Raw genomic sequence first — 24,452 nt, 5'->3', positions numbered from 1 at the left:
TAACGCATCCTTTATGGTTCTAAACGTCTATTTTTATTGATGATGGCGTTGCTTTTTGTTTTAGCAGCTTGGCAATGACTTGATGATCCTCGCGGGGACACCCACAGCCAGGCAATTATCCTTGATATCCTTGGTAACGGCAGCCCCCGCGCCTATTTGCACATTGGCGCCCAGTTTAATCCCGGGCACGATGCTCGTGCCGATCCCAATGAAACTGGCGCGTCCTACCTCGACGTTCCCAGCCAGACAACTACCCGGTGCGACATGTACAAGGTCATTGACCTTGCAATCATGTTCAATAATCGCACTGGTGTTTACAATACAGCTAATCCCGATCGAGGTAAATGGGTTTACTACTGCGCGTGCGCAAACCAAGGTACCGGCGCCAATCTGGCTATGTGCACTGATTACTGCCGTAGGATGAATAAGGGTCGCCAGTGGCGCGTTTCCTGCTATCAGTGCCTGAGTCCAGCGATCACGGCTGGCATTGTGCCCAATAGCCACAAAAAAACTGCTGTTGCCGTCTATAAAACGGGCAAAGTTTTCAGGTTTATCTAATATCGGCCAGGGGTAGTCCTTATGCTCACTACCGCCCTGATCGAGAAAAATAATGCTACTAAAGCCACCTTGCTGCTCAGCGCAATCGGCGGCAACTTTGCCATGTCCTCCGGCGCCGATAATTACAAGTTTTTTACTTTCCATAACGCCATCATATTTGACCTCTTTAGTTTGAGGTTCTGGTGAAAAATGATATTTTTTCCTCGTGATATTTCCAGTTATTCTTGTTCCACTTTTCAAAAGTCTTATATTACATTTCCTTATTTGAGGAGGTTTGCTTTATTTTAATATTTTCACGTAATATTTTTTTATAAAATTCTAATACATCTCGAGCATTGTTCTCAACGTTCATTAGCTCGTTAACTCGTCTAAATCCAGCTTCTGCTTGTTTTTTGCGCTGAGCAGGTTCATTCCAAGCTCGAATGACTTGTTTGGCAATTGAAGATGGGTTTTTGGGGCTGCATAAGTAGCCTGTTTCTCCGTCAACAATCAAGTCAGGGAATCCGCCTACGTTTGATGCAATCGTTGGTACCTTTGCAAATAGTGATTCGACTGCCCCTCCAACATTTTCGGAGTGTGATGGATGCACAGCTAAATCGAATTGTGGATAGAGCCAGCCCACATCTTGCCTTGTTCCGAGAAAAACTGCCGCATCTCCAACCTTTTCGCGAGCATATTCTTTGACCTTATCAAAATAGTCATCGGCTTTATCCCATGGACCACCAACAAAGACACAGCGAGTGTTTGGAATTTTTTCTCTTATTAATATAAGTGCATCTATTAAATCTTCATGACCTTTTAGCCCTCTTTTTTGTCCTAGATACCTTTTGGGACTATAGAAGTATGCAACCATTCCAATCAAGAGATCGCTTCGTTGCATAGATAATTGCTCTTTCAAGCTGGTTTTTGAATCTTCAGGTGAGATGAATTCATATGGTGTAACCCCATAATAGGCGAGTCCAACTTTATTCGAATCTATACCATTATCTAAATAACACTCTCTTGTCCATTTGCATGATGCAAGCCAGTAATCTTGATTGCCCGCACTAGCTAACTCAAGTTTACGAAAAACAGGATGTTCCAAATGCAGGGGCCCCGGCACATGGAAAATCCTTGGGATTTTATAACTTGAAAGAGCCAAGCGCATGAGAAGCGTACTCGTTACAAAATGGCTGTGAATAATGTCAGGTTTAATTTGCTCTACTAAGCGCCTTAATCGCCTTGCTCGCTGAAAAGTTATAAAAGGCTGTAATAGTGAGACGGCGGGTATGAGTTCGTGGATTATTACTCCGTTTTCTTGATATTTATGAACCACACGGTCAAATGGAAGTGCAATATGAACTTCAACTCCCAGCTTAACCAACTCTCGAGTTTGGTTAAAAGCCCATTTTGCTCCAACTGCAGTTTTTACTAAATGAAGTACTTTTATTTTACTCATTGACCCGCTCTATAAATTGATAAAAAGCCCGGCGAATCGCCGCCAGGCGCTCCCTTTCATAATCTTTTGCGGTGGCGATGTTGTGGGCCGACGCTTGGCACAACGCCTGTGGATCCTGGCTTAGCCTGGCGATTGCGGCGCTAAGCGCCTCGGCATCTTCGGCATTGACCAGATAGGGCTCATTGAGCAACTCTGGAATGCCACCTACCTTAGTACCAATGGCGGGTAAGCCTGTGGCCATGGCCTCAAGTAAGGCCCTAGGCAAGCCTTCTGTGCGTGATGGCATAATAAATAGCTCTGCGTCATTCAGGTGCTTAAGAATATCGCCATGGGCCATTTCACCAGCAAAATGTATTTCGTGCTGCAGATTCAGGCGAGCAGTCAGGGCTTTCATCTCATCCGCCAGTTTGCCGCCTCCAATCATGGTCAGGTGCAGAGACAAGCCCTGTTCTTTTAACTTGGCCATCGCCTCAATCAAGGTATCCTGGCCTTTGTATAGCTGGCTGAATGAGCCGATAAACAGCAGCCGTTTTGCCGGCGCATTGTATTGTCTTGGCGACGCAGCCAACCAGCTTTTGTCCAACTCAATGCTGGAGCAGGCTACCTGTTTGGCCGCTGGGGCAGCAGGATAACGTTTCTGCAAATAGTCACGGGTAACATAGCTTACGGCCTTGGCACTTTTGACCATCTTACGTAACTGCCAGGCACTAAAAGGGCCGAGCAGGGCGCCAATCAGCGGATGGGTGATGCCAGCGGCAAATACATCTGCAGGATCGCCCACCACCTCCAATGCATAGGCGCGGCTGGGTCTGGCGAGTCTGGCCAACATGGCCGTTTGTGAGGGCACCCTGAAGATCACCGCACCAGGCTCAGATAAGTGTCGGCGTAGCTGTTTAAACATGGCGGGCAGTGATCGAATTAAACCAGCAAGCCCGAGGTAGTAGGGCATAGGTAAAAGACTTACCCTCTCGCCGGTGACTTTTTGCCAATCGGATTGTGCCTGTTCAACAGCCAATACCCTGGCCAGAATCTTCACTTGAGAAAAGACCTGCAGGTAGCGGTCCCAAAAGCCATAGTGGAAGGCATTGGGTGTCCACACCTGGCCATCCGGGGTTTGATAAAAACGAAACTCACAACTGACAATGACTTGCAAGCCTATTTACTCCTGCTGCCAGAGGCGGCATAGATCACCGCAAGGCCAAGAATAAGGCCTAACACCATCTGCACCGGTACATAGGTAAAACTGTTGCGGATCATGATAAACAAGGGCGTTAGCATCACGCCCACCATCAGATCCCGGCGAATCGAAGGCTGCATATTGTCCAAAAAGGCGAACAGGCTGCCCAGAATAAACATAATGATCGGTGGACCGTAACGACCAAAGTTGGCATAGGCCTCAGCAATCGGGGAAAAGCCAATAGGGCCGACCCGTTCCTGCACCACCACATTGAGCAGTCTGGGATCTTCGTCGACGCTGATACGGTTTATTCCTGGTACAAACAACGCCAACTGACGCTCAATAGGAGCCCAGTAACTGCCTCCTAAGAGCAGGGCGTCGCCATCACGGTGCCAACCGATAACGGCCGTGATGGGGCGTAAACTGGCGCCCATCTCGGCCACCGCGTTAAGTGGGTTAAAACTGTCAATCTGAGAGTAATCCCCCGATACCCGCGCATTTTTGACGATGCCGGTGAGGGTTAAAAAGACCACTACCAACATTATCAGATATGGCAGCTTTATCACTTTGCCACGTCGCCCCAGCATGCAAGCGGCTACTGTGGCGGGAAACATCACTTCTCCGCGCAAGCCCAATTTAAAGGCAAACAGGGCGTATACACCGAACAAGGCAAAATAAATCAGGCTGAAGCCACGCCGGTAGGCTACTGCCACTAACACCAGTCCCAAACCGATAAAGAAATACAGATAGGCGTAGAAAACCCCCAGGGACGGCACTTGGCTCAAGAGGTTTAAATATGCGCCGTAAGAGGCCAGAGCCCCTGTTCCGCCAGTGACACCGAAAAAGGCAACAAGAGACAGACAGAGAATAAGGCCGCCTAGATGAAACACGCGGCGGTTAAAACCAGGGTCCAAGGTGGAGGTTTTTGGCGCCTTGGCGTGGCGTGAAAACAGCAGTGCCCCGAGGCTGAAGCCAAGCATACCCAGGTTTACCAGGTGGATGGCCAATAGGGTCTCCGGGCGATCAAACCAGAAACTGATCTGGTAAAGAATATCTTCATCGGTAATGGCATTGATACTGTCGGTCAGGATCAGACCGGCATGAAACACACTGAACGCAGCGAAGAAAATAAAGCAAATCGACCATATCCCGCGCGGTAACGCACGTGCCAGAAGCACTAACATAAACAGCCAGCAGAGGCTGGTGAATACTTCGACTTCTGCGCGCGTGAGGGTAAAGGCACCACCGTAAACAGCCAGGATCATGATCCCGGTCATCAGAATCAACCAGATCCCCAGCGCTTTGGTCAGTAATTTAGTGTCCGAGATATATAGCATGCAGGGTGTCTATATTTTTGCTGATCACAAAGTCACTTTGCCGAAATTGTGTTACCAGGGCCTTTCTGTCAGCCTGTTGTTCTAATAATTGTGCTAGCGCCGCCGCCCAATGCTGGTCGGATTCTTCCAGGGACATAACTTGTAATCCATCAATTTGCGCGGCGATCTCCTCGGTCCCGGGTAACCGGGTTGCCAGCACCGGCGTGCCAAGACTCAGCGCCTCCAGCACCGCACCCGGTAGTCCTTCCCATTTGGAGGGAAAAAGCATGGCATCAGCATGGCGCAACAAGGGCAGGGGATTGCCTTGCTCACCTAAAAACAGCAAATGACTCTCAATGCCACGCGCTTTAGCCAGGGTCAGCATAGCCGCTTTGGTCTCTGGATTTTCTTTTCCTACAAAGACCATTCGGGCGTGTGGAAAGTGTGTACAAAAGTCGGCAAACATACTCACCTGGCGAAGGTGGTTTTTAACCTTGTCCATCCTTGCCAGATTGATCACAACCGGGCTGTCAGTCTCGGTCAGGCCATAAGCTTGCCAGAAATTGTTCTGCTTTGGGATATCCTGAATATCCAGGCCGTTGTAGACCAGCCGGAATTGCGGATCGGCTGACCAATTTGGCCAGTATCGCGCTAACGCGCCGGCACAAACCCCAAGAATACGTTGGCTGTTACAGCGCATGCAACAGCGAAGGAAGTGGTCACGCAGACGACGTAAATAGGTGGACTGGCCGCCATCATGGGTGCTGCGAAGATGGGCAATACGCAGTCTCACTCCGGCCAATCGCGCCAATGAGACTAAAAAGCCTGACACCAACGCCACGTGGGAATGTAATATATCGATTTGCTGTGCTTTAAGCAGTTTGATAAAACGCCAGGGTAAGCTTGCACCAAGAGGACAATAGTGAACCTGTCCGCCAAGTCTGCGGATTTCATCATCCAATACCCCGGTCTTCCCGCTCAGTACACAAAAATGAAATTCATATCCCAGTTTCTCCATAGCAGGCATCAGCGCTAAGGTGCGAAGCTCGGCGCCGCCACGGTTCATAATGCCGAAAACATGCATCACACGCTTCATGCCGTTACTCCCAAGCCCAGTTGTTTGCGCCTTAAAAACAAAAACGCCAGATACAACATGAACTCCAAGGCGGTCGCTGTAAACATGGCCTTTGCGGCACCAAGGGTACCGGCCTGCGGCACCCATAACAGGCAAGCGATAAATACCGTTGCGGTACCGGCTAGTGCAATAAAGGTTTGGATATGAAAGGCTTTCAGGGCGTTCAGTCCGGTACCAATAAAGATATAGCCATAGCGGATCATGGCCGCCGCCATTATCCAGATAAATTCATTATGCATGGCTGCCATGGCCTGGCTGTAGAAAAGGGATAGCAGCCAATCGCCCAGTAGCCATGACAACGCAACTCCCATTAAACCCAGAAAAAGACCTGCCATGCAGAGTTTGGCCACCAACGACCAGAATTTGTTAAAGGTCTGCTGGGTATAAAGCTGTCGGAGCTTGGGTTGGGCGGCCTGAGATAAACTGGTGATGAGTAAAGAGCCTGCCACCAGAAAATAGCTGGTGGCGGCGAAACGGCCGGCATCCACTATCTGCAAATGGTGTTCTATCACCAGGTTTGGCAGGTAGACAAACAGCGAAGAACACATTAATGCCAGGCTTAATGTCAGATAGCGTCGATATAGCCCTAACGCGCCAAACAGACGTTGACGACTGAAGATGGCTGACAGCAGCGAAAAGGATTGCTTTAGTTCTTCGGTCACTACTTTGTGACTTTTCAGAGTGGCTGCTAGCGCAAATAAAGCGGTTACCAGCAACCAAAGGAGCATCATCCCAAGCAGTGGCAGTCCGAGAAAAGCCGATAACACCAACACCATCCCGGTTACTGTGGCTCTTAGCAGTAGCCAACTGCTGGCACTGGCAAAGGCCTGTTGACGGTGACGCAAACTAATGCTGAGCTCAAACCAACTGTCGCACCATTTATATAGGCCGATAATCAACATTACCTGCCACGATATCCCCTCTGACAGCAGCAGATTGACCAACGGTAAGCACAGCAGGATCAGGCTGTTGGCGATAAAACGGGCATGAAAATATTGTTCAACCGGATATTCGTTGTCGGTATCGCAGATGACCAAGGTACGCAGTTTGAAGCTGGCAAATAAAAAAAGCGGCGACAGTATGGAGAGCGCCAGCACTACTTCTCCCAGGGCATGATCGCCATGGAATTTGCTGACCACAATCAGCAACAACCAGTTGCTAAGGGCAAGCGCCAGATTGGCACAAAGATTAAAAGCGGCGTTTTTTGCGAGGCGCACGTTATCTGAATTTTATTTTTATTATCTGGCTATGATGCGCGAAGCCAGGCGCAAACTCAATGCTGCCGTGCTTGGATGAAAAAAGGGCCCGAAGGCCCTCTGCGAAAATCCATTAGAACTGCATCTCAGGAACGTCAGCGTCCACAATCAGCTTGCCGGCAGTTTTGGCCTGAATTTCCTCCACCGACACGCCAGGGGCGCGCTCGAGCAGATGGAAAGCGCCGTCTTTAATTTCCAGCAAGGCTAGGTCGGTGATGATATGGGTAATGCAGTTGACGCCGGTCAGCGGCAGGGTGCATTTATCCAGTAACTTGGAGTTACCGTATTTATCTGCGTGGGTCATGGTCACGATAATGTTCTTGGCACCGGCCACCAAGTCCATGGCGCCACCCATGCCTTTAACCAGTTTGCCGGGGATCATCCAGGAGGCAATGTTGCCATGCACATCTACCTCGAAAGCGCCCAACACAGTAAAGTCCACATGGCCGCCGCGGATCATGGCAAAGCTTTCGGCGGAGCTGAATATCGAGGCGCCACTGATAGCCGTCACTGTCTCTTTACCGGCGTTAATCATATCCGCATCCACCTGCTCGTCGGTAGGGTAAGGCCCCATGCCCAGCAGGCCGTTTTCCGATTGCAGCATCACCGTGATGCCTTTGGGGACATAGCTAGCGGCAAGGGTAGGGATACCGATACCCAGGTTCACATAGCTGCCATCTTTGAATTCCTGCGCCACGCGCATGGCGATTTGTTCTCTTGAAAGTGCCATTGTTGTCTCCTTATGCGCTGCGGGTTACACGACGTTCGATGCGTTTTTCGAAGCTGCCTTTGATCACGCGCTGCACGTAGATACCGGGTGTTTGGATTTGGCTTGGCGGGATCTCGCCGGGCTCAACAATCTCTTCCACTTCCACGACGGTAATCTTGCCGGCCGTGGCGGCCATGGGGTTAAAGTTTTGCGCGGTATGGCGATAGATACAGTTGCCGTAACGATCCGCTTTCCAGGCTTTGACAATGGCAAAATCGCCGGTGATGGACTCTTCCATAATATAAGGACGGCCATTGAATTCGCGCACTTCTTTGCCTTCACCAACCGGCGTACCGTAACCTGTGGCGGTGTAAAAAGCAGGAATGCCGGCACCGCCGGCACGCATTTTCTCGGCCAGGGTGCCCTGAGGAGTCAGCTCGACTTCCAACTCACCGGAGAGCAGTTGTTGCTCAAACAGAGCGTTCTCGCCCACGTAAGAAGCGATCATTTTCTTTATCTGGCGGTCTTCCAGCAGAATTCCCAGGCCAAAGCCATCCACGCCACAGTTATTGGAAACAACGGTCAGGCCCTTGGTGCCCATTTTTTTTATTTGTGCGATCAGGCCCTCGGGAATGCCGCAAAGGCCAAAGCCACCGGCAATCACCGTCATATTGTCTTCAAGTCCGGCCATGGCTTCTTCATAGCTGGACACCACTTTGTCAAAACCTGACATGGGATGCTCCTGTTTGTTATTGCGGCGCCATATTTTATTCGGCAGCCAACAGAGAAAGGCTGGACACAGTATTGGACAGCTATGCAGGGTTGTGAAGTTAATTTATTTTAGCTATTAATAAAAAATATAAATCAAAATTGCCCAGTCATAATCTTTTTACCAAGGGCTCAAGCACTAAGAACTCCCATGAAGCACGTTACGTTGAAACAGCTACAGGCCTTTGTGCAACTGGCTAGCAGTCGTTCTTTTGCCGAGGCAGCAGAGCGCTTGCACTTGTCACAACCGGCTCTGTCCATTGCAATCAAGAAGTTTGAAGAAGAAGTCGGTGGGGCATTATTGTCCCGAACTACGCGCTCGGTGGAGTTAACTCAGGAAGGGCGAAATTTTCTGCCGCTGGCGCGACGCCTGCTCAATGATTGGGATGAGGCTCTGACCGATTTACATAATTTGTTCGCTATGCAACGGGGAAAACTAACGGTAGCGGCGATGCCATCCTTTGCTCATAGCCAACTGGCACCGGTTCTCAAGCTGTTTCATCAAAACTACCCGAAGATCAATATCAGCGTGTTGGATCTGGTGATGGAAAGGGCGGTGGAAGCTGTCCTCGATGGTCGCGCTGAACTGGGTATCGTCTTTCGTCCAAGGCAGTTGCAGGGACTGGATTTTCTACCGTTATTTGAAGATCGTTTTATGGTGATTTTGGGGCCCACACATCCATTTTGTGACAAAGACGATCTGCATTGGTCAGATCTGCAAGGGATGGATTTTGTTGCTATGAACCGAGGCTCGACAGTGCGTCTATGGTGTGAGGAGCGTCTGCAAACTCAGAATATTTCGGTGCAAACTGTGGCCGAAGCAGGGCAACTTTCGACGGTAGGACAACTGGTGGCATCCGGGCTGGGATTATCTCTGGTGCCGTCGCTTTGCCAACAGGACATGCTGCAGCGAGGGCTTATCTGCAGGACCCTGAGTGGGCCTGCTTTGGTCAATACTGTGGGGGTGGTCAGCCGCAGCCGCGGGAGCTTGTCGGTACCGGCGGCCGGATTGTTAGCCCAGTTGCAGCAAACCAACTGGCCTGCTGCGCACAGCGAACCTTAGTTCAGTGAGTTACCACTTCTTCTTGGGGGCAAAGAGTTCGTCGAGGTCGTCTCGTTCGGCGTCGCGACGCTTGGCTCTGTCGGCAGCATTAGCATTCTTTAGGTTATCCTGAATAATACTGAGCTGCTGCTGAACCTCGGCACGCTTGCTGTTGATATATTCAGTTTGCTCGGGCTGGGCATTGAGCGCAGCAATGGCTTTTTCAAAGTATTGGCGAGCCGAGCCGAGCATACCGCCTTGGAAAGCGGTACGCGCGCGCTTTTGCAGGGTTTCTATATTGATTCTTAGCTGCAACCTGTCCAGGCGCTTGTCTTCATCCATAAATACATGGGTATCCACTTTGCCTTTGGAGTGCTCCGAGCGCAGCAATGTTCTGAGTTTTTTGATGCCCTGTATGAACAAAATAATCTGTTTGTCATTGTCGGGCAGCACGAAGGCATCATCTGCCGGCGGCGGTTGGTCGATATTGATAGTGTTGCCGCGCTGCTCTGCATCCTGCAAGCGTTGCTTGACATCCACCGCTTTGGGGTTGATCTCATATTGGGTCTTTAGCGCGTTTAATACACGCTTGTGCAAAATCATAACGAGCTGCTGGGATACGGGCATATGGGCAGCAGCGCCGAGTGCATCTTCGGTCTCGTCAATGATTGCTTTTTGCTTGGCGATTTCGGCGCGTTTTTCGGCTTCAACCTGTTCTTTATGTTGTTGTACGGCGTTCAGCACGATCGCAATCACGATCAGGGCCACAATTAAAATGATGACGGTGGTAAACATATAAAATTCACTTGTTGCAAATACGTCGACAAGGCTGTGGCATCTTAGGGCAATTTCAGGATAAACACACTACCCCCGAGGCTGCCCCCGTTTTCAAGAGTAATAGAGCCAGAATTGCCATTCATTTGATGTGCCTGAGCAATCAGCCTTGCGAAAAACAACCCCAGGCCGGTGCGGCCGGTGCTGATGTTAAATTCCTGCATATCGGTATTGCCGGCAATCAGCATGCTTTCTGGATAACCCGGACCGTCATCTTCGATGCGGATACATAAAAAGTCATCCTCAAAATAGGTGCTGAGCTTGAGGTGCTCTTTGCTGTAGCGCATGGCATTGATGAGGATGTCGTTAAGCAGCACATTGATCAGTTCCACATCCATATACCAGGGGCCTTCAGCCTGTTGGTCGATATCCAGCGTGATCTTTTTATTGGCTATATAGCTTTCATTGGTGGCAAGGATATCGTCCACCAGATCTTCAACAAAGTGCTCATCAATGCTGATCGGCAGGTTTTTCTTTTCCGCCCGGTACAAAGATAACAACTGCATCAGCCCGGTATTCAGCCTGGAGGCTTCATACTGCAGACTGGCCAGGTGATGTGTATATTCCTTGTTATTTTTGGGGAGTTGTTGGCCTAAGGTCTCAATAGACTGCATTAACAGACATAGCGAATTTTTCATATCATGCACACCGGCGGCGAGCACGGAGGAGAAATCAATCATGTTTGCGCTTTCTGCCATTGTGACGTTTCAAGACTTCACTGTGTTATATCAGTAATGTTGAATGAGTGAAAGATTTGCAGCTAAATCCTTGCTGGCACAACTATTTATCGGCGGGAAAAAGGCCTTTTAGGCACACTACTACTAAAATTTTATGGAATTAACTCGTTGGTCAGTATATATATTTGGCATATAGAAAAACGATTTGCGGCGCACCGAAGGGCAGGATGAAACTCCAACAACTCAGATACATAGTCGAAGTTCTCAACAACAACCTCAATGTATCGGCCACGGCTGAAAGCTTGTATACCTCTCAGCCCGGCATCAGCAAACAGGTTCGTATGTTGGAAGATGAGTTGGGTGTGCAAATATTCGGTCGCAGCGGTAAGCATCTGACTCATGTCACCGAAGCCGGCAAAGATGTGATCAATATCTCCCGCGAAATTCTGGCCAAGGTCGAGAGTATCAAGGCGGTATCCCGTGAACATACGCTGCCGGATCAAGGTAAGCTCAATATAGCCACCACCCATACCCAGGCCCGCTATGCCTTACCGCCTGTGATCAAAGGCTTTATGGCCAAATATCCCAGGGTGTCATTGCATATGCATCAGGGTACGCCGTCGCAAATCAGCGATTTGGCCGCCAAGGGCGAGGCGGATTTTGCGATTGCCACCGAATCTCTGCATCTTTACAACGATTTAGTGATGTTGCCCTGCTACCACTGGAATCGCAGCATCATCGTTAACCGTGAACATCCGCTGGCAAAGCGCAGTTCCGTTACTATCGAGGATATTGCCGAATTTCCGCTGGTGACCTATGTGTTTGGCTTTACCGGTCGCTCTGAGTTGGATCAGGCCTTCAATCGTGCCGGTCTGACGCCAAAGATTGTGTTTACCGCCACTGATGCCGATGTGATCAAGACCTATGTACGCCTTGGCGTTGGTATTGGCGTGATTGCCTCTATGGCACTGGATGAGAAGCTGGATGGGGACTTGGTGCGTATCGACGCCAGTCATTTATTCCAGTACAGCACCACTAAGATCGGCTTCCGTAAAGGTTCCTTCCTGCGCAGCTACATGTATGACTTTATCGAGCGCTTCGCCCCGCATCTAACCAAAGATGTCGTGGAGCGGGCGATGATGCAAAAGAGCAACGAAGATATCGAGCGCATGTTTAAGGATCTTACCCTGCCAGTGCGTTAGGCTCACGGTCCAGCTAGTGGGCTGAAGATAATGCACTTTTAATCACTATGGCCAGCGCCTCCAACGGCAACGGATCCTTGTCTTTAAAATTGATACAGCCCTTGCCTGTTTGAATCTCTGGGTAAGTGCTTTTGAAGCTGCTGATATGTTCCTCTGAACAGGTATATAGTGAGATATAACCCTTCTGATTGGCAATGGCGATCCAACCACCTTTGTGTTCATAGGTGGGCATCTTGTATTTCATCGACTCGTTGGCATCGGGAAACAGTGATTTAATGATTGCTTGCAGGGCAGCAAACCTCTCCTGACGATGTGCAGGGATTGCAGCCAGATAATCTTTCAGTTTCATTTTTGTCCTCAGGCCAGAGCCATCTCCACCGCGGCTTGGGCATGGATGGCAGTGGTATCAAATAGTGCGACTGGCGTGTCTTCTTGCTTGACCAGCATGGCAATCTCGGTGCAACCCAAAATAACGCCTTGTGCGCCTCTTTTTTGCAGATCCTGGATGATATGCAGGTAAGCGTCCTTGGATGCGGCCTCCACTTTGCCCAGGCACAGTTCCTCATAAATTACCTGATGTACCAGATTACGTTGGTGTTCATCAGGCACCAGCACTTCAATACCATAGTTGTCCTGCAGACGGCCCTTATAAAAATCCTGTTCCATGGTAAAGCGGGTACCCAGTAAGCCGACTTTGTTGATACCTCTTTGTTGCAATTGCTTGGCGGTAGCATCGGCAATATGCAGGAGTGGAATGCCAATGGCCCCTTGAATGGGCTCAGCCAATTTATGCATGGTGTTGGTACAGATAAGCAGAAAATCGGCGCCACCTGCTTCAACAGACTTGGCTGCAGCGCTGAGGATTTGTGCGGCCTTATCCCACTCGCCGCGATGTTGGCAGGCTTCAATCTCAGCGAAATCCACACTGAAAAGACAGATTTTGGCGCTATGTAATCCGCCTAAGCGTGCCTTAATCCCCTCATTGATGGCGCGGTAATAGTTAGCCGTAGACTCCCAGCTCATACCGCCGAGCAGGCCAATAATCTTCATACTACTGATTCCCTGAACTATGACGAGAGGTTTCTTGGTTCATCTACTCGTCCATATCCGATGTGTAGGCCATCACCCGATCCCGACCACTGGCTTTGGCTTGGTAAAGCGCGGTATCCGCGTCTTTCACCCGCTCCCACACCGGCTTTTGTGGATCAAAGTCTGCAAAGCCGATGGAAATGGTCATGCTGATCAGGTTGTCCTCGTAGGGTACCTGCAATCTACTGACCTCTTCTCTGACGCGATCCAATATTTTAAAGGCAATCTGTGTTGTGGTGCCGGGTAGCATTACCAGAAACTCCTCACCACCATAACGGCAAACGCAATCTGAGTCCCTGAAAGCATTAGACAACAGGGTCGCTATTGCTTTTAACACCGCATCGCCGGCGGTATGACCGTAGTTGTCGTTAATGGCTTTAAAGTAATCAATATCCAGAAGCGCAATATTGTAAGGTGTGGCGTCACGCAGCGACTGCATATGCCGTTTTTCAAGGATAAGACTGATAAATTTGCGATTGATAAGGCCCGTCAGGGGGTCGAAGGAATGCTGCTGGGCTACCATGGTATCGCGCAAATTACTGAGTAATCGCCCCAGTTCTTTCTGTTTATTCGCCAGGAAGCGGTATTTCTCTATGGCTAAAGGCATGCTCTCGACAAAATCTTCAATCAGGCTTCTGGCGGCGTCATGCATGGTTTTATGGGTCGATTCAATGGCCTTGAATTCTGGGTGGGAGTGAATGGCCTCACTGGCATTTTGGTAGTACCAACAACCAAATTTGCACAGGGTATGGGCGAGGGGATGAGTCATGGTGTCAGAAAAGGGTTGTCGGCAAAGCAGTCCTTCATGCAATTGGTGATACCAAATCCGATGATTCTCGATGGCTTGTTCCAGCACCTTTAGTGACTCGCTGATTTCATCAGCCGAAAAGCGCTGGCGCTGTATTGTCGCGTCTTGACTGGGATCACTTTGCATGCAGATTTATCCACAGGTAGATGCTTATCCCTACACAGGGATAAAGTCTGTGAGTTCAGTATCCATACAGTGATAGGTCAAGACAAGGTGGTTTTCCACAGTCCCTGGGATAACAGCGGCTTTAGTAATATACCTGGCTTGCTGTGATGGCTGATTCAGCTCAAACAAGATGCTTTAGGTTTTTGCTTTGACTGCATCCAAACATGTTGTTCAAGCGTAAGGCTACTCAGGTAAGAAAAACTCGAAGGACGATTATGGAACATGAAGAGCTATTTCCGCTGCTATGCGATATCGCCGATGGCAGCCGTGACGCTTTTGCCAAGCTTTACACTATCACCAGCGGACAAATCTATGCGGTGGCACTTAAAATGCTCAAGCATAAGGAATTGGCAGAGGAAGCAACCCAGGACACCTTTATCAAGATCTGGCACGGCGCTGCCAGTTATCAGCGCAGCAAAGGTACGGTGCTGACTTGGATGGTAAGTATTGTCAGATACCGGGCACTTGATTTAATGCGTTATCACAATATTCGTAACGAAGTCAGTTTATCACCAGAAAGTGACGGACCGTCGGCTAGCATGCCACTGCCTTCATCGGAGCGCCGACGCCTTGCCGAATGTATTGACGAGCTTGAGGAGCAACAGCGTCAGGCCATCCATCTTGCATTTTACGGTGGTCTTTCTCATCAGGAAGTGGTGGAGCATTTGGACTCCCCCCTTGGGACCATTAAAAGCTGGATCCGCCGCGGTCTGCAAAGTCTGCAAAGGTGTCTGTCAATATGAATTATCAAGCCGAATCTTTGCGCAACGCCTTAGCTGCTGAATATGTATTGGGTACCTTGCGGGGTGGGGCGCGCAGGCGTTACCAAAAATTAATCATGTCCAACCAAACCATTGCTGAAACCACCTGGCTGTGGGAGCAGTATTTAAATGGCATGGGTGAGACCATCGCGCCTGTTGCGCCGGATGCACGCGTGTGGCAGAGCATTCAGCAAAAGCTTGGCTTTGTTGAATCCAACGTTGTGCTCAAAGAAGTAGGCAAAGGACACCAAAAACAACCCACTGGTTGGCGCAATATGGTGACCTTTGCTATTGCTGCCTCGATCTTGATAGCGGTAATCTGGACGGCTGTGGGCCCCTCATTAATGCCACCGGTGACCCAAATTGCGGTGGTCAACAATCAGCAATCCCAACCCCTTTGGTTAATTGAAATTTCTGACCGGCAATTACGCGTGAGAGCCACGGAGCAGTTGACCGCCCGAGTTGATAAAGACTTTGAGCTATGGATAGTGCCTGCAGACGGTACCGCCCCAGTCTCTTTGGGAGTGTTGCCAAAAGCGGGTGAAAAGTCTGTGGCGGCGCCTGAAAGTCTGAAACGCGTCCCCATCAATGTACTGGCAGTGAGTTTGGAGCCTCTGGGCGGGTCACCCACAGGGCAACCCACCGAGGTGTTATATACTTCAGCGCTGACGGCTGTGTAAAAAAGACCAGAAATCTTGCATCCAACCTTCTTTGTTGTCCGTTTGGCTTTAACGAACCCACAACAAAGAAGGTTTCTATATGAACATTCAGACTCAATTTGCCATTGCTGCGCTAGCCAGTGCTATAGCGGTGTCCGTCTCTGCCTCTAGTCACCGTGAAGCGCCTAGCGTTACCCAAACCCCTACTATCGATTCCACAGACTTTTATGCCTTTAACAGCTATGAAGAGGGGCGTGAGGACTACGTTACGCTGATTGCAAACTACATCCCCTTACAAGACGCCTACGGCGGCCCCAATTATTTTGCCATGCATCCTCGGGCTCACTATGTCATACATATCGACAACGATGGTGACGCTCTGGAAGATATATCTTTCGTGTTCGACTTTGATGCAAGCCTCGGTGCCAATGGCGAGGGTGTGGCGTTACCAATAGGACCCGAGGGTAATCAAAGAACAGTGAAGGTGCCGCTGAAAAACGTAGGCCCCGTTAGCCGCGATACCCAAGCTAATGCCAACTTTTTTGAAAATTATTCCGTGTCACTGGTGCAAGGCGAAATGCGCAGTGGCATGCGCACCCCTTTGTCAGCAAACGGCACAACAACCTTTGCTAAGCCCCTGGACTTCATAGGTACCAAGACCTTTGGCTCTGAGCAGGGATATGAGCAGTATGCTCAGCAGTTCGTTTATACCACCATATTGCCCAATTGTGCGTTGCCGGCAAAAGTCTTCGTCGGTCAGCGCAAAGATCCCTTTGTGGTTAACCTGGGCAAAACATTTGATCTGGTCAATTATGTGCCGGTTGAGGGGGACAGCGCCCCAGGTACTGGCGATGGCAATGGCTTTCCTGGCGGCATCACCCAAGCGTCAAGTAACGACGACCTGGCCGATAAAAATGTCACCAGTATTGCCTTGGAAGTGCCAAAGTCTTGTATCGTTGGCAGTGGTAACGGCGTCATTGGCACCTGGACTACAGCCCGTTTGCCCCAAGCCACTATTTTGAATCCCAATGCCACATTCGACAAACCTGCAGTGAGTGGTGGGGCCATGACCCAAGTTTCCCGATTGGGCAATCCACTGGTGAATGAATTGGTGATTGGTATTGGCGACAAGGATAAGTTTTCATCTTCTCATCCCAGTCAAGACGGGCAATTTGCCGATTATGTGACCCATCCCAGCCTACCTGAGTTGCTGAATATTTTATTTTTGGATGCCGTCAACGCGACGTTGGGCACCTCACTGCCCACCCTGGCGCCAACCAATTTTCCGCGGACGGATTTGGTCACCGCTTTTTTGACTGGCTTCTCTGGTGTTAATCAGCTGGCCCAAGTTACTCCCTCAGAAATGCTGCGCTTAAATACTGCTATTGCTGCGGTTCCCGCTGATGCCCAATCTCCCTTTGGCGTGGCTGGAGACGATTTGGCGGGATTCCCCAACGGCCGCAGACCCGGAGACGATGTGGTCGATATTGCCTTGCGTGTGGTAATGGGGGCCTTATGTCATCCCATTCCGGTTAACGGCGAAGCGACGAATTTAGGCCTGTGTGAAGAGGCTGATGCGAATGTCGGCAATGTGCCCTTTACCGATGGTGCACCACTGGATGCCCGCATGATGACCAGCGCTTTCCCGTATTTGGCGACCCCATTACCTGGTTCTAATTAAAGGAAGATGTCATGAACAAACCACTCTTTATTGTTGCTCTGACATTAGTCCTTAGTGGCTGTTTCGACGGTGATGACTCGGCAGCACCTGCACCACCGCCGCCGACAAACACTGCGCCGGTGGCCATGGATGCCAGTGTCACCACGCAATCCGAACAAAGCATTAGTGGCACCTTGCAAGCCATCGATGCTGACAATGACACCTTAACCTTTACCTTGCTGCAACCGCCACAATTTGGCGCGGTAACCCTCAATGCTAGCGGTAACTATAGCTATACCCCTGGTTTGGAATTCACCGGTGAAGACAGTTTCAGTTTTTCAGTTACCGACAGGCGTAGCCAACCGGTGTCGGCCACCCTGGTGATTGTCGTAGAAGCATTGCCAGTATTGTTTTCCGAGCTTAGTCGCTCAGCGTTTTCCCAGGACGCCAATGCGGCGCCTCTTCGTTTAAATGGTCGGGCTATTGATGACGATGTCACACAGCCCGGGGCCTATGACGATTTGCTTGTAGATTAATTGACTTTGTTGCCAAGGATGGCTTCCTATTGAGGTATAAAAAATGACAATCAAACAGTGCCAACACAATCTCAGGTTCAAATACTGGCATTTATGGGGCTTGGCCTTTTGTGTCTGCTGGGCTTTACAAGGTTACGCCCACGAAGGACACGACCATCCGCCAGCGGACAGAAAACAGAAAAGCGTGACAGTGCAGCCCATTACCCTTGATGGCTTACAACAACAGCTCTCCAAGGTAACGCATTTAGGCTTTGCTGAGTCCACCCTGCCATCTCTGCAAGCCGCTCTTGAAACGCTCAAGGTAAATAATGAGCAGGAAGAAGTGCGCCGACTCTACTTGTTGGCAAAGCTACAGCAACACCAACACGATTTTTTTACCGCCAATCAGACACTGCAACAGGCTCTCAAAAGCCAGCCTCACAATGCGGATTTGTGGTTGCTCAAAGCGTCAGTGCTGAATAATTTAGGAGAGCATGAACAAGCCGTAAAGGCTTGCGAAAAGCTCCTCGCGGTGGCCGATGCCAGCATTATTGCCGCCTGTGTGGTGGAGACACGTATGCAGGTGATACCAGATCACATCCATGTGTTGTATGCGCAGTTGTTGAAAATGTTGCCATCATCTGACGGTTTGCCTGCTGCTCAGCGCCATTGGACCAATGAGATCCTTGCGACTTTAGCTCTGTCGATGGATGAACCCGAATTGGCGTTGTCGCATTTGCAGGAAGAGTATCTTGCTGATACTCAGGTTAGCTACATTGCTTTGTGGGCTGACGTACAGCTGGCGCTAAATCATCATCAACAGGTGCTAAACAAGTTGGTGGCCATCACTGAAGGTCATGCCGATATCAATGATGCTTTGCTGCTAAGGTTGGCGATGGCGGAGAAGGCTTCCGATTCAGGCAAAAAATGGCTGAAGGCTATGCGGGCCAGGATTGCGCAACGAAGTGATGAGCATAACTATGCTCACGCAGCCGAATTGGCAAAGTTCTACTTATATGTGGAACAAGACAGCACGCAGGCTAGCTACTGGGCAAAGGTTAACTTTAATCACGCTAAATCCAGTGCCGATTTCTACTTGTTGCAGGAAACTCATCAGTCAATCAATCAGACAGCACCGGGCAAGGGGATGTAGGATTGTTGCATCAGCTCGCGGTAAATTTTTTATTCCTAGGTTATATGGTGCTGCTACATGTTAAGAATATGCCGTTTTTTGTTAGTCTGGTTTGAGATAAAGCGGCTTTGAGGCTGACATCAATAAACATGTATGGATAAAACAACGAATGGTACTGGGGATAAGTTTACTGCGGGTTGGATGTGATGCCCTTAGACCTGCCTAAGAGTAAAAAGGTTATAGGGCCTGTCAGCATCAACGTGATGATAATGTCTATAAATGGGTGATACCCCTGGTAAAGCATCAACAAAAGATAGGCAAGCAACACTAGTGGCCATAGCAGCCGCCATCTGGGCTCAAAATGCCAGTTAAAGGCGCAAAAACACAGGGCAAAGGCAGTATGGGTGCTGTAATCAATGGCCCACTTTTCATCAGGATCCAGCTTCATATCCAACAACATAAAGCCGTAAATAAGTACCAGCAATGCAGCAAGGGCTTTAAGACGTTGCATTGCCATTTTGCGCTGTCCCAAGCGAAGCGGATTTACAATTAAAGCCAGGGCAAAAAGGGCAATAAGTGGACTGAAGCTGTCGGCAATGGTGTCCAATGTCTCGTATGAGAGCGGCATTTTAGCGATTGCTAATCCAGAGACAGAGTGAAACGCATAAACTGGCTGGTGCCATCATCATTGTCTGCGGCAAGTGCGCCCTCAACCTGGTTTTCGTCTTCCCTGCTTAAAGTGATGGACTCAATTTTGTTAATGAGATTCTTGCCATTAAGCATCACTGCCAGGGGTTGAGAGGATAAGTCCAGGGGCGATTTGAAATCCATCTGTTCTGGCGTCAGCCATCCGACAAAACTACCCAGAATCTCGTTTTTATCGCCTTCCATTGATGCGGTGAAGAATAGCTTTTTCATGGCGGGGCTATAAACGGCGCCGGAAAAAGTGGACTCCATTACGTTGTTTTTTGGTAAGCGCACTATTTGAGCATTGATGTGCTCAATACTGTCGGTTTGACCCAGCATGTACTGAATAAAGTTGGCTTTATTCAGCCTGAATATAGCATTGGGGCTGCGGCTGCCCCGATTAAAGATATACACATATTCGGCATCACTGGCTAACCCCTCAATATTAAGGGTCTCGCTGGCTTTAAAACCGGTTGCTTGATGTAATTGCTGATAAAGGGGGGCAAGGTCACGTTCCACTTTAAAGCTATTATCCAGCGCCAACACTATGCCTTTTTCCCTAAACCTTGGTTTGGTGCCAGAGCCCAAGATCACAAGCGCCGCCTCGCCATGCACTTCCATGGCATCCATGGCTTCCATATCCTCTTTGATATCACCCGGTACCCTGCCATCGGCAGCGGGTTGCAGGGGGCTGATTGGCGTTTTGTCGATCATCTCGAAGTTATTGTCTAGTACAAACAAAAAAGACGCGTCATCGCCCACCACATATAAACGCTCACCCATTAGCATGTTTGCCGAGGCAGAGGGCAGGTCCTTACGGATAACTGGCTCAGAGACGCTCAGGCTGGCTGCAAATGTTAAGGAGGCAGGCAGGAGCAGTGTCGCAGCCAGCGCTGGGTGAGAGCGAAGTGTCATAGAAAGTTGCCATTCAAGGTACTGATTAACAATGAATTTTAGATGAGTTAATCGCCATTTCCCAGGCGGGTGTAAATTGCTTTATTTCACCAGCTTGGCATAGCTTGGGTTATGCATATCCACCACCTCTACCGTTAACGACACGGAGGCTAAGGGCAGTTCGGATAGACCTTGCAGGATCAGGGCTGACAAGGCGCTTTTCTGATCAGCGGTGCGTCCGCCCAGGATCCGCGCCTCTACATGGATAAAGGGTAGGTCGGATTCACCGGTCTGAAAATGCTCGAAGGCCTGGGCGCGGACCTTGATCCCGGGGGCGCTGAATAGGCCTGAGGCCAAGGCACCTTGGTAGACGGATTCTACCAGCCGTTTGGCACCGGGTTTACTGTCCAGTTCTTTGGCGTAATGAATAATCAGATGAGGCATAAACGATTTCTCTGTTGCTTAGGAGGGGCGGGTAACGGTTTGTTGATTTATCCAGTCCTCTAACAATGCTGCATTGCGCAAATTCTTGCGAAAGAACATGTCGGCAATATCCCCAATCACCGGCACCAGGCCAAGCACCAGATCCAGAAGGATATTAAGCAGCATTTTCAGTTTAACGTTTAAGGGCGCTTTCAACTGCTGGGCATGCCAAACGATGGAAAGGCCCAAAACGGCGCCAATCAAATCGCCTGCAATGGGTAGCAAACCGAGCAAAGCATCCACACCAAAGCGCCATTTGGTAAAGGGGATAGTCCAGACACCATCGAGCAGGGTGGCCAGTCGCTTGGCGCTCTTTAGGCGTTTTTCAATTTGTGGGTCTTGCATGATCAGTAGCAAATGTTGGTGGATGGTCATTACCTTATCAGTAAGGTATTGAATTGGGTAGGGAAGTGCAACGAAGAGCCCTACGATGGGATCAATAGTGGTATTTCAGGTAATAGGTAAGCAGAGGCAAAATACCCAGCACAGATGTTACTGCTATCCCCAGCCAACCAGGGAGGATTAAAAAGGCCTTCTGTGGATTGACGGGATGGTAAAAGACTTTCACTCTGCCATCGGGATAGCGCTGAATTGCGGACAGCTGTTTTTGCAGCAGGCTTCTGGCGTTGTGGCTGGCTACAAAAATCCAGGGAGAGATACGGGTGCCGGTATATTCAACACCATCGATTGTGTAGCGATAGAGTGCCTCTGCCACATAGTCCTGAGCTGAACTATCCCTCTCGGTTGCCCCAAATTTGCTCACATCCAGCCCGAGTAATTGGCCTTTGGTAAAGGGCCAGGCACGTGTCCTTACCTGATATACCAATGAGTAGCCACAGACAAGCAGCATATACACTGCTGCCCAGAACCAGATCCCCTGAAGCTCGCCGTTAATGGCAAGCTCCCACATTTGCCAGAAATAAGATAGTAAAGTCATGCCAAGTGTTGTCCGCTAGCGCCGCCGGATTATTCTACTTGCCAGAATGTGACAACAGGTTGGTTGCCCTGGGGGCTCAGAACATGCCCTCAAGTGTCACCGTCACCAAGTGGGCGAGCATATGCGCCAACATGGCAGACTCCAGGCCATGACGCCAGTATAGATACCCGGCAATCAAACCGAAAAGGCTGTTGCCCATCATCACATAGAAGACCAGGGGCATTGTAAGCTCAGGAGTGAGTAATGCCGTTACGGGCAGATGACCGAGTGCGAATATGACAGCCGACAGTAAGATGGCCACTACGTAATGAACTGTCTGCGCACCATCCCCCTGCTTTTGAGTGAGGCGTACGCCAAGCCATACCAAAAATGACATCATTCCATAACGCACGAGCAATTCTTCGGTAATGCCGCCATAAAGCAGCCGCGAGGACAGGGGTAACATCAGTTCCTTGACGTTCTCAACAAATGTCGCGGGGAGATAGGGCAGGTAAAGCTGATAAAAAGCCACCAATGCCAGGCCCCCGAGAATGCCGCCAGCGATGGCTGACAACAGTATTTGCCGAAGCGGAGGCTGCACCCAGGCTCCCACTAGCCAGGCATCGACAATGGGGGTACCCAAACCTGCTTTGGGCGCCATCTTCGCGCCAATAAACACCATGGCGATAAGAACAATGGTTGACTGCAGCGTTGATATTGCCTGGATCACGGGGATCGGAAAAGGCGGGGACTCGGCGGCCAAGTCAAGCAGGTTCGGGATCAAGGGCAGAGCAGACAAGATGCCTGCGAAACCTGCCAGAATGAGAATTAAGGTACGTTGCCAGTAGTGTATTTTCGATTGTATCTGTACGGGCGCCGGGCTATCGGTGGACGGCATTTACAAGTCGCCTTCATACAGGATGACCCGGATCCCGGACGGGTCGGTCAAATACAGATAAGTGCTGCCCCATGGGCGCTTTGTTGGACCGGTGAAGGAAATGGTATTTGCAAATTTCTCCACAAAACCCTGTAAGTCTTTGCTGCGAAACTGAAGGCTCAGGCCTTGATATATGGGGACCGAAGGCGTAGCGGCAATTTCTAGAAACGCTTCCGCTTGTGGGGTTTTGCTTATCCCCAGAATGACGCCTCTGTCGCCCTTCTCATCCCAAGACTCCAGCACTGATAAACCGATGTAGTCGGTATAAAAGGCCAAAGATTCTTCAAAAAAGGGTGTTTCGATTCGGGTTTTCATGCCACTAAGTTGGATGGGCGCCCCCTTATTACTGGTTTGTTCAGCTAAAGAATTTGGCATAGCGGGTAGCCCGCATATCATGGTAGCGATAACCAATGCCCTGGTCAGTTGGCTTTGCAAAGTATTATCCTCCCCGGGGCACGGCTTCGTTTGATTTTCGATGCTTTCCTTGTCGCTTCGCCTGCGCTATTGCTGCCAGCTGCGCAGGGTGCCAAACAGGTAAAACAGACCAAATACCAGGCAAATCAGCGAACTTATCATCCAGAACATTATCGAGTTTTGCTGAACCTGCGGATGATTACTGACGAAGGGCAATATCAGTCCGGCTGCGCCGCGAATAAGGTATACAGCAGTGATCAGGCCCAATGCAGGTTTCAACAATGGCAACTTCCCCATCACTCCCGCACCACTGAGCCCGTAAAGCCCCCAAACAAAGAGCACAGTGGCAATCGCCAGGGTAATGAGCACCGGGGTCCAACTGCCGGCTTCGGCAAGCTGCGCCATTCCCTCACCGGCGCCAAAGAAGCGATACCAGTTACCGCCGCCGATAACCACGGCAATATGCAGCAGGGCGGCAATAAAACTTAATAGGGCGGCAATAAAAAGGTGAGGATTATTTTGCATTTGCTCTACATTTCTTCAATGAAAGTGGCCAATAAGTTGTGACGAAAGCAACAGCATGTGAGAGGCTGCATTGGTCACGTCTTAGTTTTACTCTGTGCCGCCCGTCACCATAAATGAATAGCGCCAGTTTGGTGATTTGTCTGTAAGAAACCATTTTCTGATTAAGACGCCATAACAGATTGTTGGTCAGCTTCCATAGGTTCAGCATTTTCTATCAATGGATCCAGCACAACCTTATTTCGACCACTTTGTTTAGCTTGATATAGGGCTTTATCAGAGCGAGTGATAGCTAGTTCAAACTGACTGTCGGAATTGATGATGGCACTGACTCCTGCACTTACTGTGATAGGAATGGTACGATTTTTAAAGACCAGGGGGGATGACTCGATGGCCTGGCGTATTTTCTCGGCGGTGAGCTTGGCATTGGGTGGATTGGTGTTAGGTAACATCACGGCAAACTCTTCACCGCCCACCCTGGCGACACAATCACTTTTTCTCACGCTTTGCTTTATCAGTTGTGCGACCCAACGAATAGCCTTGTCTCCAGCATCGTGGCCATAAGTGTCATTGATACGAATGATATGGACTCCCCCTTCTTCCGGGGTGTGCCACGCTTTAGCGGTGGCCAACTTAAGAGGAACCGTCCATGTCAGATTTAACTTATTTCTATGGCATTGATTTAGCCAAACAGGTGT

29 protein-coding genes are annotated in these 24,452 nt (G+C 49.8%); 7 read left to right on the top strand and 22 right to left on the bottom strand.

Annotated elements, in window-relative coordinates; genetic code table 11:
- Nucleotides 1-60: 60 nt before the first annotated feature.
- The 8 genes from P2G88_RS16195 to P2G88_RS16160 all read right to left on the bottom strand — a co-directional run bounded on the left by P2G88_RS16195 (nt 61) and on the right by P2G88_RS16160 (nt 8,322).
- Nucleotides 61-798 carry an acetyltransferase gene (locus tag P2G88_RS16195; RefSeq protein ID WP_275797834.1) on the bottom strand — a complete coding sequence of 246 codons (738 nt, stop codon included), beginning with the start codon at nt 796-798 and terminating at the stop codon, nt 61-63.
- Between the two features lie 10 nt (nt 799-808).
- Nucleotides 809-1,996, bottom strand: a complete 1,188-nt coding sequence (locus tag P2G88_RS16190; RefSeq protein ID WP_275797832.1) for a glycosyltransferase family 4 protein — start codon at nt 1,994-1,996, stop codon at nt 809-811.
- A complete protein-coding gene (locus tag P2G88_RS16185; RefSeq protein ID WP_275797831.1) occupies nt 1,989-3,149 on the bottom strand; it encodes a glycosyltransferase in 1,161 nt (386 codons plus the stop codon). The genes P2G88_RS16190 and P2G88_RS16185 overlap by 8 nt, the downstream gene beginning before the upstream one ends.
- A gap of 2 nt (nt 3,150-3,151) precedes the next feature.
- On the bottom strand, nt 3,152-4,510 hold the full coding sequence (gene wzy, locus P2G88_RS16180) for an O-antigen polysaccharide polymerase Wzy (protein WP_275797829.1): 1,359 nt from the start codon (nt 4,508-4,510) through the stop codon (nt 3,152-3,154).
- Nucleotides 4,488-5,585 carry a glycosyltransferase gene (locus tag P2G88_RS16175; protein WP_275797827.1) on the bottom strand — a complete coding sequence of 366 codons (1,098 nt, stop codon included), beginning with the start codon at nt 5,583-5,585 and terminating at the stop codon, nt 4,488-4,490. Before P2G88_RS16175 ends, wzy begins: the two co-directional genes overlap by 23 nt.
- The gene (locus tag P2G88_RS16170; protein WP_275797825.1) at nt 5,582-6,841 is read right to left on the bottom strand and encodes a hypothetical protein; all 1,260 of its coding nucleotides are present in this window, start codon (nt 6,839-6,841) and stop codon (nt 5,582-5,584) included. The genes P2G88_RS16175 and P2G88_RS16170 overlap by 4 nt, the downstream gene beginning before the upstream one ends.
- Before the next feature lie 112 nt (nt 6,842-6,953).
- The gene (locus tag P2G88_RS16165; RefSeq protein ID WP_275797823.1) at nt 6,954-7,610 is read right to left on the bottom strand and encodes a CoA transferase subunit B; all 657 of its coding nucleotides are present in this window, start codon (nt 7,608-7,610) and stop codon (nt 6,954-6,956) included.
- A gap of 10 nt (nt 7,611-7,620) precedes the next feature.
- Complete coding sequence (locus P2G88_RS16160; RefSeq protein WP_275797821.1) at nt 7,621-8,322, bottom strand: CoA transferase subunit A; 702 nt, start codon at nt 8,320-8,322, stop codon at nt 7,621-7,623.
- 186 nt (nt 8,323-8,508) lie between these two features.
- Here P2G88_RS16160 and P2G88_RS16155 point away from each other — a divergent pair, with 186 nt between their 5' ends.
- On the top strand, nt 8,509-9,420 hold the full coding sequence (locus P2G88_RS16155) for a LysR family transcriptional regulator (protein WP_275797818.1): 912 nt from the start codon (nt 8,509-8,511) through the stop codon (nt 9,418-9,420).
- Nucleotides 9,421-9,429: 9 nt separating this feature from the next.
- Here the strand turns inward: P2G88_RS16155 and P2G88_RS16150 are convergent, their stop codons facing one another.
- The gene (locus P2G88_RS16150) at nt 9,430-10,194 is read right to left on the bottom strand and encodes a hypothetical protein (RefSeq protein ID WP_275797815.1); all 765 of its coding nucleotides are present in this window, start codon (nt 10,192-10,194) and stop codon (nt 9,430-9,432) included.
- Nucleotides 10,195-10,238: 44 nt separating this feature from the next.
- A complete protein-coding gene (locus P2G88_RS16145; protein WP_275797813.1) occupies nt 10,239-10,931 on the bottom strand; it encodes a HAMP domain-containing sensor histidine kinase in 693 nt (230 codons plus the stop codon).
- A 206-nt stretch (nt 10,932-11,137) separates the two neighbouring features.
- On the opposite strand from P2G88_RS16145, the gene cysB reads away from it, so the two are divergent.
- A complete protein-coding gene (gene cysB, locus P2G88_RS16140; protein WP_275797811.1) occupies nt 11,138-12,112 on the top strand; it encodes an HTH-type transcriptional regulator CysB in 975 nt (324 codons plus the stop codon).
- A 13-nt stretch (nt 12,113-12,125) separates the two neighbouring features.
- On the opposite strand, the gene P2G88_RS16135 is transcribed toward cysB, so the two are convergent.
- From P2G88_RS16135 to P2G88_RS16125, 3 genes are read right to left on the bottom strand one after another with little or no spacing between them, the layout of a single operon-like run.
- On the bottom strand, nt 12,126-12,461 hold the full coding sequence (locus P2G88_RS16135; protein WP_275797809.1) for a DUF1801 domain-containing protein: 336 nt from the start codon (nt 12,459-12,461) through the stop codon (nt 12,126-12,128).
- An 8-nt stretch (nt 12,462-12,469) separates the two neighbouring features.
- Nucleotides 12,470-13,162 carry an aspartate/glutamate racemase family protein gene (locus P2G88_RS16130; RefSeq protein ID WP_275797807.1) on the bottom strand — a complete coding sequence of 231 codons (693 nt, stop codon included), beginning with the start codon at nt 13,160-13,162 and terminating at the stop codon, nt 12,470-12,472.
- A gap of 43 nt (nt 13,163-13,205) precedes the next feature.
- On the bottom strand, nt 13,206-14,135 hold the full coding sequence (locus P2G88_RS16125; RefSeq protein WP_275797805.1) for a diguanylate cyclase: 930 nt from the start codon (nt 14,133-14,135) through the stop codon (nt 13,206-13,208).
- Between the two features lie 254 nt (nt 14,136-14,389).
- On the opposite strand from P2G88_RS16125, the gene P2G88_RS16120 reads away from it, so the two are divergent.
- The 5 genes from P2G88_RS16120 to P2G88_RS16100 all read left to right on the top strand — a co-directional run bounded on the left by P2G88_RS16120 (nt 14,390) and on the right by P2G88_RS16100 (nt 18,922).
- Nucleotides 14,390-14,917, top strand: a complete 528-nt coding sequence (locus tag P2G88_RS16120; protein ID WP_275797803.1) for a sigma-70 family RNA polymerase sigma factor — start codon at nt 14,390-14,392, stop codon at nt 14,915-14,917.
- Nucleotides 14,914-15,615, top strand: a complete 702-nt coding sequence (locus P2G88_RS16115; protein ID WP_275797800.1) for an anti-sigma factor — start codon at nt 14,914-14,916, stop codon at nt 15,613-15,615. Before P2G88_RS16120 ends, P2G88_RS16115 begins: the two co-directional genes overlap by 4 nt.
- 79 nt (nt 15,616-15,694) lie before the next feature.
- A complete protein-coding gene (locus P2G88_RS16110) occupies nt 15,695-17,275 on the top strand; it encodes a DUF4331 domain-containing protein (RefSeq protein WP_275797797.1) in 1,581 nt (526 codons plus the stop codon).
- Between the two features lie 11 nt (nt 17,276-17,286).
- Entirely contained in the window at nt 17,287-17,790 is a 504-nt protein-coding gene (locus P2G88_RS16105; RefSeq protein ID WP_275797796.1) for an Ig-like domain-containing protein, read from the top strand.
- A gap of 43 nt (nt 17,791-17,833) precedes the next feature.
- On the top strand, nt 17,834-18,922 hold the full coding sequence (locus P2G88_RS16100; RefSeq protein ID WP_275797794.1) for a tetratricopeptide repeat protein: 1,089 nt from the start codon (nt 17,834-17,836) through the stop codon (nt 18,920-18,922).
- A 166-nt stretch (nt 18,923-19,088) separates the two neighbouring features.
- Here P2G88_RS16100 and P2G88_RS16095 read toward each other — a convergent pair whose 3' ends face one another.
- The 9 genes from P2G88_RS16095 to P2G88_RS16055 form a co-directional block, all read right to left on the bottom strand.
- Complete coding sequence (locus P2G88_RS16095) at nt 19,089-19,529, bottom strand: hypothetical protein (protein WP_275797793.1); 441 nt, start codon at nt 19,527-19,529, stop codon at nt 19,089-19,091.
- Nucleotides 19,530-19,540: 11 nt separating this feature from the next.
- Nucleotides 19,541-20,503, bottom strand: coding sequence for a hypothetical protein (locus P2G88_RS16090; protein WP_275797791.1), 963 nt, complete (start codon nt 20,501-20,503; stop codon nt 19,541-19,543).
- An 81-nt stretch (nt 20,504-20,584) separates the two neighbouring features.
- Nucleotides 20,585-20,926: a 5-carboxymethyl-2-hydroxymuconate Delta-isomerase gene (locus P2G88_RS16085; protein ID WP_275797789.1), complete on the bottom strand. Its 342-nt coding sequence runs from the start codon at nt 20,924-20,926 to the stop codon at nt 20,585-20,587.
- A gap of 18 nt (nt 20,927-20,944) precedes the next feature.
- Complete coding sequence (locus P2G88_RS16080; RefSeq protein WP_275797787.1) at nt 20,945-21,340, bottom strand: DUF4112 domain-containing protein; 396 nt, start codon at nt 21,338-21,340, stop codon at nt 20,945-20,947.
- 61 nt (nt 21,341-21,401) lie between these two features.
- Nucleotides 21,402-21,902 carry a DUF3592 domain-containing protein gene (locus tag P2G88_RS16075; RefSeq protein ID WP_275797785.1) on the bottom strand — a complete coding sequence of 167 codons (501 nt, stop codon included), beginning with the start codon at nt 21,900-21,902 and terminating at the stop codon, nt 21,402-21,404.
- Nucleotides 21,903-21,978: 76 nt separating this feature from the next.
- Nucleotides 21,979-22,779 carry a CPBP family intramembrane glutamic endopeptidase gene (locus P2G88_RS16070; protein ID WP_275797783.1) on the bottom strand — a complete coding sequence of 267 codons (801 nt, stop codon included), beginning with the start codon at nt 22,777-22,779 and terminating at the stop codon, nt 21,979-21,981.
- On the bottom strand, nt 22,780-23,253 hold the full coding sequence (locus P2G88_RS16065; RefSeq protein ID WP_275797781.1) for a VOC family protein: 474 nt from the start codon (nt 23,251-23,253) through the stop codon (nt 22,780-22,782). It lies immediately after the preceding gene.
- A gap of 66 nt (nt 23,254-23,319) precedes the next feature.
- Nucleotides 23,320-23,757 (bottom strand): hypothetical protein, encoded by a 438-nt coding sequence (locus P2G88_RS16060; protein ID WP_275797779.1) that lies wholly within the window; start codon nt 23,755-23,757, stop codon nt 23,320-23,322.
- Nucleotides 23,758-23,918: 161 nt separating this feature from the next.
- The coding region (locus P2G88_RS16055; protein WP_275797777.1) for a GGDEF domain-containing protein at nt 23,919-24,452 on the bottom strand (534 nt) is incomplete at its 5' end.

Origin of the sequence: Aliiglaciecola sp. CAU 1673, from assembly GCF_029223185.1 — a bacterium.
In the GTDB taxonomy this organism is placed as follows: Bacteria; Pseudomonadota; Gammaproteobacteria; order Enterobacterales; family Alteromonadaceae; genus Bowmanella.
The sequence above is the reverse complement of the archived record's forward strand: the minus strand, read 5'-3'. Positions and strand labels throughout refer to the sequence as shown.